At 67.2% G+C, this 13,848-nt stretch carries 13 protein-coding genes; 4 read left to right on the forward strand and 9 right to left on the reverse strand.

Annotated features, from left to right (window positions below; all coding sequences use genetic code 11):
- Positions 1-29: 29 nt before the first annotated feature.
- Positions 30-752: an acetoacetyl-CoA reductase gene (phbB, locus tag ILT46_RS06900; RefSeq protein WP_199503891.1), complete on the forward strand. Its 723-nt coding sequence runs from the start codon at positions 30-32 to the stop codon at positions 750-752.
- A 209-nt stretch (positions 753-961) separates the two neighbouring features.
- Positions 962-2,353: a class II fumarate hydratase gene (fumC, locus tag ILT46_RS06905; protein WP_199503892.1), complete on the forward strand. Its 1,392-nt coding sequence runs from the start codon at positions 962-964 to the stop codon at positions 2,351-2,353.
- Positions 2,354-2,364: 11 nt separating this feature from the next.
- Here fumC and ILT46_RS12385 read toward each other — a convergent pair whose 3' ends face one another.
- Positions 2,365-3,087 (reverse strand): helix-turn-helix domain-containing protein, encoded by a 723-nt coding sequence (locus tag ILT46_RS12385; protein WP_370592374.1) that lies wholly within the window; start codon positions 3,085-3,087, stop codon positions 2,365-2,367.
- 71 nt (positions 3,088-3,158) lie between these two features.
- Between ILT46_RS12385 and ILT46_RS06915 the strand changes: the two genes are divergently transcribed.
- A complete protein-coding gene (locus tag ILT46_RS06915) occupies positions 3,159-3,410 on the forward strand; it encodes a ribbon-helix-helix domain-containing protein (RefSeq protein ID WP_199503894.1) in 252 nt (83 codons plus the stop codon).
- Here ILT46_RS06915 and ILT46_RS06920 read toward each other — a convergent pair.
- Both ILT46_RS06920 and murA read right to left on the reverse strand, forming a co-directional pair.
- Complete coding sequence (locus ILT46_RS06920; RefSeq protein ID WP_199503895.1) at positions 3,404-3,634, reverse strand: hypothetical protein; 231 nt, start codon at positions 3,632-3,634, stop codon at positions 3,404-3,406. The genes ILT46_RS06915 and ILT46_RS06920 overlap by 7 nt on opposite strands.
- Before the next feature lie 67 nt (positions 3,635-3,701).
- Positions 3,702-4,985: a UDP-N-acetylglucosamine 1-carboxyvinyltransferase gene (murA, locus tag ILT46_RS06925; RefSeq protein WP_199503896.1), complete on the reverse strand. Its 1,284-nt coding sequence runs from the start codon at positions 4,983-4,985 to the stop codon at positions 3,702-3,704.
- Between the two features lie 110 nt (positions 4,986-5,095).
- Between murA and galU the strand changes: the two genes are divergently transcribed.
- Positions 5,096-5,971 carry a UTP--glucose-1-phosphate uridylyltransferase GalU gene (galU, locus tag ILT46_RS06930; protein ID WP_199503897.1) on the forward strand — a complete coding sequence of 292 codons (876 nt, stop codon included), beginning with the start codon at positions 5,096-5,098 and terminating at the stop codon, positions 5,969-5,971.
- Here galU and ILT46_RS06935 read toward each other — a convergent pair.
- From ILT46_RS06935 to ILT46_RS06960, 6 genes are all read right to left on the reverse strand, one after another.
- Positions 5,968-7,254, reverse strand: a complete 1,287-nt coding sequence (locus tag ILT46_RS06935; RefSeq protein ID WP_199503898.1) for a cytochrome P450 — start codon at positions 7,252-7,254, stop codon at positions 5,968-5,970. The two genes, galU and ILT46_RS06935, sit on opposite strands and share 4 nt — an antisense overlap.
- Positions 7,254-8,801 (reverse strand): acyl-CoA synthetase, encoded by a 1,548-nt coding sequence (locus tag ILT46_RS06940; RefSeq protein WP_199503899.1) that lies wholly within the window; start codon positions 8,799-8,801, stop codon positions 7,254-7,256. The genes ILT46_RS06935 and ILT46_RS06940 overlap by 1 nt, the downstream gene beginning before the upstream one ends.
- A 166-nt stretch (positions 8,802-8,967) precedes the next feature.
- Positions 8,968-9,741, reverse strand: coding sequence for a M23 family metallopeptidase (locus tag ILT46_RS06945; RefSeq protein WP_199503900.1), 774 nt, complete (start codon positions 9,739-9,741; stop codon positions 8,968-8,970).
- Between the two features lie 93 nt (positions 9,742-9,834).
- The gene (locus ILT46_RS06950; protein WP_199503901.1) at positions 9,835-10,638 is read right to left on the reverse strand and encodes a ferritin-like domain-containing protein; all 804 of its coding nucleotides are present in this window, start codon (positions 10,636-10,638) and stop codon (positions 9,835-9,837) included.
- Positions 10,635-11,099 carry a peroxiredoxin gene (locus ILT46_RS06955; RefSeq protein ID WP_199503902.1) on the reverse strand — a complete coding sequence of 155 codons (465 nt, stop codon included), beginning with the start codon at positions 11,097-11,099 and terminating at the stop codon, positions 10,635-10,637. The genes ILT46_RS06950 and ILT46_RS06955 overlap by 4 nt, the downstream gene beginning before the upstream one ends.
- On the reverse strand, positions 11,099-13,792 hold the full coding sequence (locus tag ILT46_RS06960; RefSeq protein ID WP_199503903.1) for a bifunctional [glutamine synthetase] adenylyltransferase/[glutamine synthetase]-adenylyl-L-tyrosine phosphorylase: 2,694 nt from the start codon (positions 13,790-13,792) through the stop codon (positions 11,099-11,101). Before ILT46_RS06960 ends, ILT46_RS06955 begins: the two co-directional genes overlap by 1 nt.
- Positions 13,793-13,848: the final 56 nt, after the last annotated feature.

Below are 13,848 nucleotides of genomic sequence, written 5' to 3' on the forward strand. Positions count from 1 at the left end.
CTCCGGCGGGAGACACAAAGGAGAGGATCATGGCCCGCGTTGCAATCGTCACCGGGGGAACCCGCGGAATCGGGCGCGCCATCTGCGAAAGGCTGCGCGATTCCGGCTTCACCGTGGTCGCCAATTACGCCGGCAACGATGATGCCGCGCGGGCGTTCAGCGACGAAACCGGCATCGCGACCTACAAGTGGGATGTGGGCGACCATCAATCGTGCCTCAATGGCTGCGCGCGCGTGGCGGACGAGGTCGGGCCGATCGACGTGGTGGTCAACAATGCCGGCATCACCCGGGACGGCACGCTGCACAAGATGAGCTATGACGATTGGCACGAGGTGATGCGGATCAATCTGGGCGGCTGCTTCAACATGGCCAAGGCGTGCTTTCCCGGAATGCGCGAGCGGGGCTGGGGGCGGATCGTCAATATCGGTTCGATCAACGGGCAGGCCGGGCAATACGGTCAGGTGAACTACGCTGCGGCGAAGTCCGGCATTCATGGCTTCACCAAGGCGCTGGCGCAGGAAGGGGCCAAGGCGGGCGTCACCGTCAACGCCATCGCGCCGGGCTATATCGATACCGACATGGTCGCCGCGGTGCCGCCTCCGGTGCTGGAGAAGATCGTCGCCAAGATTCCCGTCGGCCGGCTCGGTCAGGCCGATGAAATCGCCCGCGGCGTCGCCTTCCTGTGTTCGGAAGATGCCGGTTTCGTGACCGGCTCGACGATGAGTATCAATGGCGGCCAGCATATGTATTGATGGCCCGTGTCCTACAGCGCAGCGCGCGGCTAGCATGGCAGCGCGCGCCTGTTGGATCGTGTTGGATTGGCGGGCCGCGCCCTTGGGGCTGCCGGCTGTCGCCCGTCCAGCAACGGGTTCAGATGATTGTTATTACTGATTTTTCTGATTTCGGATCAGGGTGACACAGGTGTCGCCTTTGTCACCCTGACGAGTGCGAGGGTAAAGGGATGGAAACGCGGATCGAACGCGACACGATGGGCGAAGTGGCCGTCCCCGCCGAGCGGATGTGGGGCGCGCAGACCCAGCGCAGCCGCGAGAATTTCCGCATCGGCACCGAATTGATGCCGCGCGAGATCGTCCACGCGCTCGGCCTCGTCAAACAGGCCGCCGCGCGGGTCAATGCCCGCATGGGGGTGCTCGATCCGGCTCTGGCAGAAGCAATCGCGTATGCCGCCGGCGAGGTCGCCTCCGGCGCGCTCGACGCGGAATTTCCGCTGGTGGTGTGGCAGACCGGCTCGGGCACGCAGAGCAACATGAACGCCAATGAGGTGATCGCACACCGCGCCAACCGGGCGCTCGGCGGCGATCCGGCAGCCAAACAGCCGGTCCACCCCAATGACCATGTCAATGCCAGCCAGTCGTCGAACGACACCTTCCCCAGTGCGGTACACATCGCCGCTGCCACCGCGCTGACCCGCGACCTGCTGCCGGCCTTGCGGGCGATGCACGCTGACCTCGCGGCCAAGGCGCAGGCGTGGGATCACATCATCAAGATCGGCCGCACGCACACGCAGGACGCGACCCCGCTGACGCTGGGGCAGGAATTTTCGGGTTATGCTGCGCAGGTCGAAGCGGGCATCGCGCGGATCGAACTGACGCTCCCGGGGCTGTTCGCGCTGGCGCAGGGGGGCACCGCGGTCGGCACCGGGCTGAACGCGCCGACAGGTTTCGGCGCGGCGGTCGCGGCCGAGATTGCCGCGCTAACCGGCTTCCCGTTCACCAGCGCGCCCAACCGGTTCGAAGCGCTTGCCGCCGATGATGCGTTGGTCTTCGCCCATGGCGCACTGGCCGCGCTGGCGGGCGGACTGTACAAGATTGCCAGCGACATCCGCCTGCTCGGCTCCGGCCCGCGCTCTGGCCTTGGCGAACTGGCGCTGCCCGCCAACGAGCCGGGCTCATCGATCATGCCGGGCAAGGTCAATCCGACCCAGGTCGAGGCGCTGACGCAGGTTTGCGCGCAGGTGTTCGGCAATCAGGCGACGATCGGTTTTGCCGGCAGTCAGGGCCAGTTCGAGCTCAACACCTATCGCCCGGTGATGGGCTACGCCTTTCTACAGTCGGTGCGGCTGCTGGCGGGCGCGGTGGACAGCTTCACGCGGCACCTGCTCGTTGGGCTCGCCCCGCGCGAGGGCAATATCGCCCGCGGCCTCGCCAATTCGCTGATGCTGGTCACCGCGCTCGCCCCGGCGATCGGCTATGATGCCGCCGCCGCCATCGCCAAGCACGCGCACGAGGCGGGGCTGTCTTTACGCGAGGCGGCGCTCGCCAGCGGCAAGGTGGACGAGGCCCAGTACGACCGGTTGGTCCGGCCCGAGAACATGCTGGGGCCGGACCGGTGAGCCCGGACAGGTCAGTAGATATAATAGCCGGCGACCTGGCCGCCCTGCGCGCCGCGTTCGAGTGTGACCGTCTCTACCGCGCCGGCGCGGTGGGCGAAGCTGGTGCGGAACACTACCATTTCATAGCCATTGGGCGGCGCCGGGACCGAGCGGATTTTGGTGACCTCCCGGTCCTGTACGGCGCCCAGCGGGGTGCGCGCACCGGCAATCGCAGCTGCGAACTGCGCCGCGCTGTTGGCGGCGGGGATGGCCGGAGAGGCATCGCGCGCTTCGTCTGTGCGGCCCCCATCGACCAGCGCCAGCCATTCCTGGGCCGCTTGCACCTTGGCGGCGTCGACCGCCGGTTGCTCCACTGTCGGCGTGTCATTGGCGCTGCCAGCCTGCATGAACATCAGCGCCGCTCCGGCGATAAAAGTCAAACCCATGATCCATACTCCAGCTGTGCGCGGCAGCGAGAAGCCTGCCGACGGCGCTGGTTCCTGCGCGGCAGCGCTGGGGGGATGGACCCCGATTTTCTGGTCCGCACGATTTTCGCGGGTGGCGGCCCCTTCATGCGCGAGCAGCATACGTGCCGCCGCACGGCCGCTTGGCGCGGCGGTCTTGCGGCGGGCCGAACGCAGCCGATCGTTGATCGTATGCACCGACAGGCCGAGCGTCGCAGCGATCGATTTGGCATCGTGCCCGGCCAGCATCAGCCGCAGCGTCTCGCGTTCCTTGTCACTGAGCTGATCGATCCCGCTGGTCGCAGTGCCAGGCCTATCGCCGCAGTTGCGCCTGCGCCAACCCCCAGAAACTCGGGTGTGGCATGACGGCGCGCTATCATCCGCCGGTCAAGCATTCGGTAGAGATTGCCGGGCACAAGACCTCGATCAGTCTCGAGCCACTATTTTGGGAAGCGCTGCATCAGTCCGCGCGCGAGGAGGGCGTTCCACTCAGCGCGGTGATCGCGCGGATTGATGCCGAACGGCTGAAGGCGCAGCGGCCGCCGGGGCTTGCCGGGGCGCTGCGCCTTTATCTGTTCGCTCGCCTGGTGGAGCGAAGCGATAGCAGTCAGTAATTGGTCGGCGGGTCGCTCGCCGGGAAGCTCTGATCGCTTTCGAAATCGGGCTTTTCCCAGCTGCCCGGCTTGTCACCGACGGCTTCGGCACCGGCATCGCGGACGAAATGGTCGCGGTCCTTGCCGGCATAGGCAAAACCCTTGCCGTTGGACTGGTTGTTCTGGAGATAGCGGTAGCCGGCATAGCCGAGCGCACCAAGGGTTGCGAGACGCAGGATCGACATTTTGAGTTCCTTTCGCCCTCCCAACGCAGAGCGGCCCCTCGGGGTCCGGCGATGGCGAAAGAATCCGCTATTCGTCGCTCACCCGTTCGATATCGGCGCCGACCAGCGCGAGCTTTTCTTCCAGCCGTTCATAGCCGCGGTCAAGATGATAGATCCGCCGGACCACGCTTTCGCCCTCGGCCGCTAGCGCGGCAATGATCAGACTCATTGAAGCGCGTAGATCGGTGGCCATCACTTCGGCCCCGGTCAACCGCTCGACCCCGTGGACGATCGCCGTGCGCCCCGCCGTTTCGATATGCGCCCCCATCCGCGCCAGTTCGGGCACGTGCATGTAACGGTTCTCGAAAATCGTCTCGTTGAGGACGCTGGTGCCTTCGGCCCGGCACAGGAGCGCCATCAATTGCGCCTGCATATCAGTGGCCAGGCCCGGATAGGGCGCGGTCGAGAGATTGACCGCCTTCAGCGGTCCGTTAGCCGCTACCCGCACGCCGCCGGCGACCTCCTCGCAGGTCACCCCGATGGCCTGGAGTGCATGGAGCGTCGCGCTCATGTCCCGCGCCACGGCCCCCGCAAGAGTCACCTCGCCGCCGGTAATCGCCGCGGCGCAGGCATAGGACCCTGCCTCGATCCGGTCGGGCATGACCTTGTAGGTCGCGCCGGTCAGCCGGTTGACACCGTGGATCGTCAGGTCGCTGGTGCCGATGCCCTCGATCTGGGCGCCCATCGCGACGAGCAGATTGCACAGATCGACGATTTCCGGCTCGCGCGCGGCGTTGAACAGCCGGCTGGTGCCGTTGGCGAGCACGGCGGCCATCAGCGCGTTCTCCGTCGCGCCGACCGAAACGACCGGGAAATCAAAGTCGCCGCCCGGAAGGCCGCCATCGGGCGCCACCGCGCGGACATAGCCGGCGGCGAGCTCGATTTCGGCGCCGAACGCTTCGAGCGCCTTCAGATGAAGGTCGATCGGACGGTTGCCGATCGCACAGCCGCCGGGGAGCGAAACAGTCGCCTCGCCCGCCCGCGCCAGCATCGGGCCGAGGACGAGGATCGAGGCGCGCATCTTGCGGACCAGATCATAGGGCGCGACCGTGCTGGTCAGGCGCGGGGCCTGAAAGGTCACCACTCGCCCGAAATCTTCCGGCCGGTGGCCAGCAATCGACGCCGAAACGCCGAACTGGGTCATCAGGTGCTGGAACCCGTCAATATCCGCCAGCCGCGGCAAATTGCGCAGCGTCAACGGCTCTTCGGTCAGCAGCGCGCAGGGGATCAGCGTAAGGGCCGAATTCTTCGCGCCGGAAATGGGAATGGTGCCCGACAGGCGGTTGCCGCCGCGAATGACAATCTTGTCCATGGCCGGGCTTTAGCGCGATTCGCATGTCCGGCAAGCGGCGGCTGTAACGCCTGTGTAACACAGGCTTTTTCAATTGACCGGCATGGTGCCGGTGCTCATAGGCAAGCGCTATGACATCCCATCGACCCGTCCGCAAAGCCGTGTTTCCTGTCGCCGGACTTGGCACCCGCTTCCTGCCTGCGACCAAGGCGATCCCGAAGGAATTGCTCCCGATCGTCGATCGTCCGCTGATCCAGTATGCCGTGGACGAAGCGCGCGAGGCCGGGATCGAGCAGATGATCTTTGTCACCGGGCGCGGCAAGACCGCCATCGTCGATCATTTCGACATCGCGTTCGAACTCGAAACCACGATGGAGGAACGCGGCAAGGACCTGTCCGCGCTCGATCCGACGCGGTTCGTGCCGGGCGATCTTATCACCGTGCGCCAGCAGGTGCCGCTCGGCCTCGGCCATGCTATCTGGTGCGCCCGCGCGGTGATCGGCGATGAACCCTTCGCGATCCTGCTGCCCGACGAGCTGATGATCGGTGAGCCCGGTTGTCTGAAGCAGATGGTCGAGGCCTATGACCAGGTCGGCGGCAATCTGATCAGCGTGCTCGAGGTGCCGCGCGAACAGGTGTCGAGTTACGGCGTCATCGACCCTGGCCCAGCCAGCGGCGCGCTGACCGAGGTGCGCGGGCTGGTCGAGAAGCCGCCGGTTAACGAGGCGCCCTCGAACAAGATCGTGTCGGGCCGCTATATCCTCCAGCCCGAGGTGATGCGTGTGCTCGAAGGGCAGGAGAAGGGCGCCGGCGGCGAAATTCAGCTGACCGACGCGATGGCGCGGATGATCGGCCAGCAGCCGTTCCACGCGGTCACCTTTGCCGGCCGGCGGTTCGATTGCGGCAGCAAGACAGGCTTCGTGGAAGCCACGCTGTCCCTGGCGCTCGAACGGCCCGACATGGGCGCCGAAGTGCGTGCCATCGCCGAAGGGTTGCTCGCCCGCTAGGCGGCGGTGAAGCGGATCGGCAGCGTCTTCAATCCGCCGACAAAAGTCGATTTGGCGCGCCGGGGCTCGCCAGCCAGTTCGATCGTCTCGATCCGGTCGAGCAAGGTCTCGAACAGGACGCGCATTTCCAGCCGCGCGAGATGGAGGCCAAGGCACTTGTGCGCGCCGGCCCCAAAGGCGAGGTGCCGATTGTCGGCCCGGGCGGCATCGAATCGGCGTGGTTCCTCAAATTGCGCGGGATCGTGATTGGCCGCGACATAATTCAGCATCAGCCAGTCCCCCGCCGCGATCTGTTGGCCGCCCAGTTCGACATCGCGGGCGGCAGTACGCATGAAATGCTGGACCGGGGTGGTCCAGCGGATCGCTTCCTCGACGATGCCGGGCAGCAGCGAGCGATCGGCCCGCACCCGCGCCCATTGTTCGGGATCGCGCGCCAGCGCCAGCATCGCCCCGGCCGTGCTGGCGCTGGTCGTGTCGTGCCCGGCAGCGGCAACGATGATGTAATAGCCCATCATGTCGCGGTCGTTCAGCGGCTCCCCATCGACCGTCGCAATGGCGATGGTGCTGGCGACATCATCGGTCGGGTTCGCGTGCTTCTGCGCCGTCAGCCTGGCAAAATAAGCCTCGAAATCCTTGACCGCGCCGACGATAATCTGGGTGATCGCCTCGGGCGGGAGATCCTTGAGGCCGGACTGGTTGAGGTCCTCGTCCTGCCCGCCAAACATCTGCTGCGTCAGCATCAGCATCCGCGGCTCGTCCTCTTCCGGAACGCCGAGGATCTGCATCACCACGTGCAGCGGATAGGGCGCGGCGACCAGCTTGCAGAAATCCGCTTCCGGGCCCTCGGCGATCAGGCGGTCGACCGTCTTGCCCGCCAGCGCGCGCAGCTCCCCTTCCAGCTGGCGCAGGTTCTTCGGCATGAACCATTCCTGCGTCAGCTTGCGGTATTTCATGTGGATCGGCGCATCGAAGGTAACGAGGCTGGCCACCAGATGGGGGCTGCCACCGGTGACCTGCTGGGCAAAGGCTATCCCGTCATTGAGCGAGAACACCACCGTCTGCGGGTTGTTAAGGAACGTCGCATTGTCCTTCGACACCGTCAGCACATCATCATAGCGGGTGAGCAGCCAGAACGGCGGATGCTGGCCTGACGGCGCCTCCACCCAGCCGACCGGCGTTTCGGCGCGGAGCCGGTCGAACGTATCGAGCAGCCCGTCCCATTCGGCATAGGCGGCGGGGTCGATCACCTGGCGGGCATCGGCGGCGGCGATCATCGGGCGCATCAGGCTACCTCCTCGTGGGCGGCCGCGCGGGCGGCGAATTCGTCGCGCAATTCGCGTTTGTAGAGTTTGCCATTCGCCTCGCGCGGTAATTGGTCGCGAAACTCGATCAGACGCGGCAGCTTGATCTTGGCGAGCTGCCCGGCAAGATAGTCGCGCAATTCCGCCTCGAGCGCGGGGCCCGTATCGGCCATGTCGCCGGGCTGGATCACCGCCACCACCTGTTCGCCCATGTCGGGATCGGGCGCGCCGATCACCGCAGCATCCATCACCTTGGGATGGGTGACCAGCAGGTTCTCGATCTCCTGCGGGTAGATGTTGACCCCGCCCGAAATGATCATGTGGCTCTTGCGGTCGGTCAGCGTCAGATAGCCGTCTGCGTCCAGCCGCCCGATATCGCCCAGCGTCATCCAGCCGCGCGGATGCATCGCGTCGGCGGTCTTCTGAGGGTCGTTATGATAAGCGGGGAGAATGTCGTTCTCGAAATAGATCAGCCCGTCCTGGCCGGCGGGCAGCTCCTCGCCATCAGGGCCGACGACATGGATCGTGCCGTAGATCGATTTGCCGACCGAGCCTGGGTGCGCCAGCCATTCGGCGCTGTTGATCATGGTCATGCCGATCCCTTCGGAGCCGGCATAATATTCGAGGATGATCGGCCCCCACCATTCGATCATCGCTTGCTTGACCGGCACCGGGCACGGCGCGGCGGCGTGAATGGCGCGCCGGTGGGACGACAGATCGTAGCGTTGGCGCACATCGTCCGGCAGTTTAAGCAGGCGGATGAAATGGGTCGGCACCCACTGACTGTCGGTCACGCGGTAGCGCTCGATCGCGGCAAGCGCGGCCTCGGGCTCGAATTTCTCCATCACCACCACCGTGCCGCCAAGCCGGTGGACGATGCTCGACCAGGCCAATGGGGCGGCGTGATAGAGCGGGGCGGGCGACAGATAGACCATCTCGCCATCGGGCGGCATCCCGGCGCCATAAGTGGCAAGCGCTGCCAGCGGGACGGGCGCCTCAACCTCGGGGCTGGCTGGCGGGGCGGGTCGGATACCCTTGGGCTGGCCGGTCGTGCCTGAGGAATAGAGCATCGACAGGCCGGCAGTCGCATCGGCTATCATGGTGTCGGGCTGCGTGGCGAGCGCCGTCGCCAAATCGTCAGCACCGCCACTGCCCAACATCAGCACCGCCAGATCGGGCATTTCGGCGCGCAGCCGGGCGACGGTATCGGCGAAATGCTGCGAACTGAGCAGCAGCCGCGCTTCGCTGTCGCGCAGGATATAGGCGATTTCAGGCGGGGTCAGCCGGGTCGAGATCGGCACCAGCATGGTCCCCGCCCGCTGCGAGCCCCAGACGATCTCGAAATAGCGGGCGTTGTTCTCCATCAGCACGGCGAAGGCATCGCCGGGTTTGAGGCCGTGGCTGCGCAGCAGGTGGGCGACGCGGTTGGCGGCCTCGTCAAGCTGGGCGTAAGTCACCGTCTCGCCGCTGCCGGCCATGATGATCGCCGGCCGGTCGGCGCGGGACTTGGCGTGCTGAATGGGGTGCATATGATTCCTCTCCACCGCCAGCCTAACCGGCACGGTGAAGGCTGCAAGCCCGTTGCGATGGAAAACCTAGATTGTCACTCCCCCCGCTCGCCACGCGGACGGCAGATACGAAAAAGGCGCCGGGATCACTCCCGCCGCCTTGCTCGGTTTAACGGTGCGTTAGGGCTTATTCGCCGCCCATGCCGCCTTCGCCGGGGGCCAGTGCGAGGCGCGCCTGCGCTTCGGTTTCGACCATGTACGGGATCGGGTTCACCGCTTCGCCGTTGACGCGCACCTCATAGTGGAGGTGCGGGCCGGTCGAGCGGCCGGTCGAACCGACATAGCCGAGGATGTCGCCCTTGCGGACGCGCTGGCCGGCAGCGACGGCGATGCGCGACATGTGAGCATAGCGGGTTTCGAGCGCTCCGCCATGATCGAGCTGGACATAAAGGCCGTAGGCGCCGTTGGCCTGCGCCATGTCGACCGTACCGTCCGCCGTGGCGTAGATCGGCGTGCCGGTCGGGCTGGCGAGATCGATACCCTTGTGTGCGCGGCGGCCGCCGATCACGGGGTGGTTGCGCATGCCGAAATCGCTCGACAGGCGGGCGCTGGCGAGCGGCATCCGCGACGGGATCGAGACGCCCATCCGCGGGGCGCCGACGATGCCCGAAACGCCGCCCGAATTGCCGCTGGTCACCACCGTCGAAGGTGCATTCGGCGTGCCCCAGCTGGCGAAGAGCTGCTGGAACTGTTCATCACCGCCGGTCAGCGGGGCAGCTTGCCCTTCACGAACCGGAGCGGCCATTTCGGCGGAGCTGGAATTGGCCAGCGCGGGCTGCGCGGCAATGGCAAGAAAAGCGGCAGTACATGCAGCAAGAATGCGGCGCGCGGCGTGGAAAGCTGGCAAATGACCCGTCCCGTTCTTGTCGGCGCCGAAGCCCCGATGACCCCTTTTCGCCATCCCCCGGCGAACGCCGGCCCCGAGCGAAAATTTTATTCAACCCCTTGGGAACCCCCGCGGGCTTGATGGATTGTGGACTAACCGGTCAAATCCTTACCAATCAATAGCGGCATACCATTCCCGCGATAAACCGGCTGCCGCGCGCGCTGAGTCGTTGAACGGCGGTTTAATCGCCCCCCGAAAGTAAGACTTTACTAACTCTTGCCAGAGGTTTTGCGGCGGTTGGGCGCTATCACCGGCCACCTTCACAAAATGTTTGATGCCAATGGCGACGTGGCGAATTTCGTCGTCAAGGATTCGCTCAAGGATGCGCGCCCCACGCCTGTCGCCATGCTGGCGAACCTTGGCCAGCGTCGCCGGCGTGACGTCGAGGCCGCGTGCCTCCAGTACCATCGGGACGATCGCCAGCCGCGCGGCGACATCATGCCGCGTCTTGGCGGCCGATTGCCACAGCCCGTCATGCGCCGGCAGCGCGCCGTAATAACTGCCGAGCAGCCGCAAATGCCGGTCGAGCAGCGTGAAATGCATCGCCTCGTCGGCGGCAACCGCGAGGAAGTCACTCACGAAACCCTCTCCCGTCGCCCCGCCGAAGCGCCCCGCCATATCGAGCGCGAGATCGATCGCGACGAATTCGATATGCGCCAGCGCGTGCCACAGGGCGATTCGCGCTTCGGGTCCGCCCCCTGCGGCACGTTTGGGCATCTCTCGTGGGGGCAGCAGCACCGGCCGCGCAGGCCAGGCAGGCTGGTCCGGCATCGGGCAGTCAAACACCATGTCGAGCCGCCCGAGCCGCCAGTCGCGCGCGGCGGCGCGGGCGGCCAACACCTTGTCACGCGCGCCTGGCGTCAACAGCGCCGCGCGGATCGCCTGCCCGACGCTGCGACGCGGCGGCGTCACAGCGCGCGGGCCGCCGCCAGCACCTCCTCGGCATGGCCGGCGACCTTGACCTTCGGCCAGACGCGCGCCACGCGGCCGTCCGCATCGGTGAGGATGGTTGTGCGGACGAGCCCCATGAATTCGCGCCCGTAGAGCTTCTTGGTGGTCCAGATGCCGAGCGCATCGGACAGGCCTGCTTCCTCGTGGTCGGTCGCCAGCGGCACGGCGAGGGTGTGTTTGGCGATGAAGTTCCGGTGCTTCGCGAGGCTGTCCTTGCTGATGCCATAGACCGCCACGCCAAGCTCGGCGAAGGCGCCGGCGAGTTCGCTGAAGGCCTTGGCCTCGGTGGTGCAGCCGGGCGTATTGTCCTTGGGGTAGAAGAACAGCACCGCCTTGCCGAGCGATGCGGTGTCGAGCACCCCGCCATCGGCCAGGTTGAGTTCCATCGCGGGCAATCTCGCGCCCGGTTCGATCCCAGCCATCATATATCCTCCACAGGTTCGCCGAAAATCCCCGCCCACGCCGCCGCGACCGTGCCGCGCGCGTGCCCGATCGCCGAAAGGAGCGCCGGATAATCACTGTGACCGCAGGCACGGGCCAGCGCGGCGGCGGCGGGTGGCGAGGGCGCGGCCAGATCGAGCGCGAGCAGGCGCGCGGCGACCAGCACCTTGCCCAGCAGCTGTTCGGCATCGCTGAGCGCCGGGGGCAGCAAGCCAGCCCCGACCAGCAGGCCAACCGCCTGCGGCAGATGCGGATCGAGCCCGGCGCCACCCTGTAATTGGAGGAAATGGACGATGAACTCGAGATCGACCAACCCGCCGCGCAGCAGCTTGACGTCAAGCGGCCCCTTGGGCGCCTTGTGCGCTGCCATCTCGGCGCGCATCGCCAGCACGTCGGCCCTGAGCTGCACAGCATCGCGCGGCCGCGCCAGCACCTCGGCAATCGCCGCCTCGACTTCGGCGCGGGCAGCTGGCGGCCCGGCGATCACCCGCGCGCGGGTCAGCGCCATATGCTCCCACGTCCACGCATCCTCGCGCTGATAGCGGGCGAAACTTTCGATGCTCGCGGCGAGCGGGCCCTGATTGCCCTGCGGCCGCAACCGCGTATCGACCTCGTACAAGGCGCCCTCGGCGGTCGGCACGCTGAGCGCGGCGGTGACCCGCTGGGCCAGCCGGTTGAAATAGAGCGTCGCGCCCAAAGGCCGCGCGCCATCCGATTCGCTCTCGTGCGAACCGCTGAACAGATAGATCAGGTCGAGATCGGAGGCATGGGTCAGCGCCCCGCCGCCCAGCCGGCCAAGGCCAAGCACCAGCAGCGCGCCGCCCGCGATACGCCCATGCGTCGCGGCAAACTCCGCCTCGGTAGCGGACAAAGCCGTGCGGATCGCCGCCTCGGCCGTGCGCGCCAGGGCGGCGGCAATGTCGGCCGGATCCTGCGCGGCGGCGATCAATTGCACACCGAGCGCAAAGCGCGTTTCACCGGTGACCACCCGAATCCGGTCGAGCACCGCCTCGTAATCGTGCGCGCCTTCGACCACCGCCATGCGCGCGGCCAGCGCGCCGGTATCGCCCGGCAGGTCGAAAGCCGAATGGTCGATCAGCGTGTCGAGCAGCGCCGGGCGCCGCGCCAGTTTCTCGGCCAGCGGGGGGGCGAGCGTCAGGATGGTGATCAGCTGGTCGAGCAGCGCGGGCCGCGCTTCGAGCAGGCGGAACAGGTTGATCGCCGAGGGGGCGGCGGCGAGCAGGCGTTCCCAGCGCAGCAGCGCGCCGGGGGGATCAGGCGCGTCTGCCAGCGCCGGCAAGAGCTGCGGCAGCAGCGCGGCAAAGGCGCGCCGGGCGCTTTCGGTGCGCAATGCGCGGTACCGCCCGTCGCTCCACCCCTCGATCCGCGCGGCGAGCTGGGCCTCGTCCGCAAAGCCGAGAGCCGCGGCGAGATCGGGCTGCGCGGCAGGGTGCAGACCACCATCAGCGCCGCCCTCGTCCGCGATCAGCGTATCGAAGCGCCCGCCGACCTGCTCGGTCAGCGCGTCCAGCTCCGCAATCAGCGCCGGCCCGTCCGCCAGCCCGTCAAGCCGGGCGACATTGTCGAGCGCTGGGCCATCCACCGGCAGCTCGTGCGTTTGCTGGTCGGCGACCATCTGCAGCCGGTGTTCGAGCGTGCGCAGCCGGTCATAGGCGGCGCCCATCTCGTCGGCGTCGGTGGCGCTGATGATCGCTGCCGCGGCCAGCGCGTCGAGCGCAGCGCGCGTGCCCCGGCAGCGTAGCGACGCATCGCGACCGCCGTGGATCAGCTGATGCGTCTGGGCGAAGAATTCGATCTCGCGGATGCCGCCGCGCCCATGCTTGAGGCTGAAGCCCGGGCCTGGCGCGGCCGGTCCGCGATGCGCGGTGCGGATGCGGCGGGTGAGCTGGCGGATTTCGTCGATCGCGCCGAAATCGAGGCTCCGCCGCCAGACGAAGGGGCGGATCTGCGCGAGGAAATCCTCGCCCGCCGCAAGATCGCCCGCCGCCGCGCGCGCGCGGATAAAGGCGGCGCGTTCCCACGGCAGCGCCGAACTTTCATAATGGCTCAGCGCGCCTGCCACCGGCAGCGCGGGCGGGCTGATTTCGGAGGCCGGGCGGAGCCGCAGATCGACGCGGAAGACATATCCGTCGGCGGTATTGTCGCCGAGCAGACGGACGATTTCGCGCGCATAACGCTGCGCCGCCTCGCCCGGCTCGTCCCGCTCGCGCCGGGCCATACGGTCGGGATCGTAGAGCAGGATCGGGTCGATATCCGAGCTGTAATTGAGCTCGTCCGCGCCATGTTTGCCCAGTGCCAGCGCGAAGAAGCCGTCGCTGGTGGCACCCGGCACGCGCTTGCCCATCGCCGCTGTGATCGCGCTATCAAGCGCGCGGTCGGCAAAGGCGGACAGCTCGCCCACCACTCTGGCCAAAGGATACGCTCCGGCAAGATCGCCAATCGCCAGCGCGGTGGCCAGCGCCAGCTTCTCGCGCCGGAGCGCAATGCCGGGATCGGCCGCGTCCGCCCCGGCAGCTTTCGCCCAAGCCAGCGCCGCCTCGCCTTCGCCCCCAGCCAACAACGCGGCCAGCTCGGGCTGGCGGGCCAGTGCCTGGGCAAGGAACGGCGCGTGCGCCTGTGCGCGGCTGATCGCGTTCTGCCACTCGCCATCCATGGGCGCTGCCCTGCCCGCTCTGTCGGGCGGGCGCAAGCCGCGCGCTTGAGTGTCGC

Source organism: Qipengyuania sp. YIM B01966 (genome assembly GCF_016461955.1).
Classification (GTDB): domain Bacteria; phylum Pseudomonadota; class Alphaproteobacteria; order Sphingomonadales; family Sphingomonadaceae; genus QFOP01.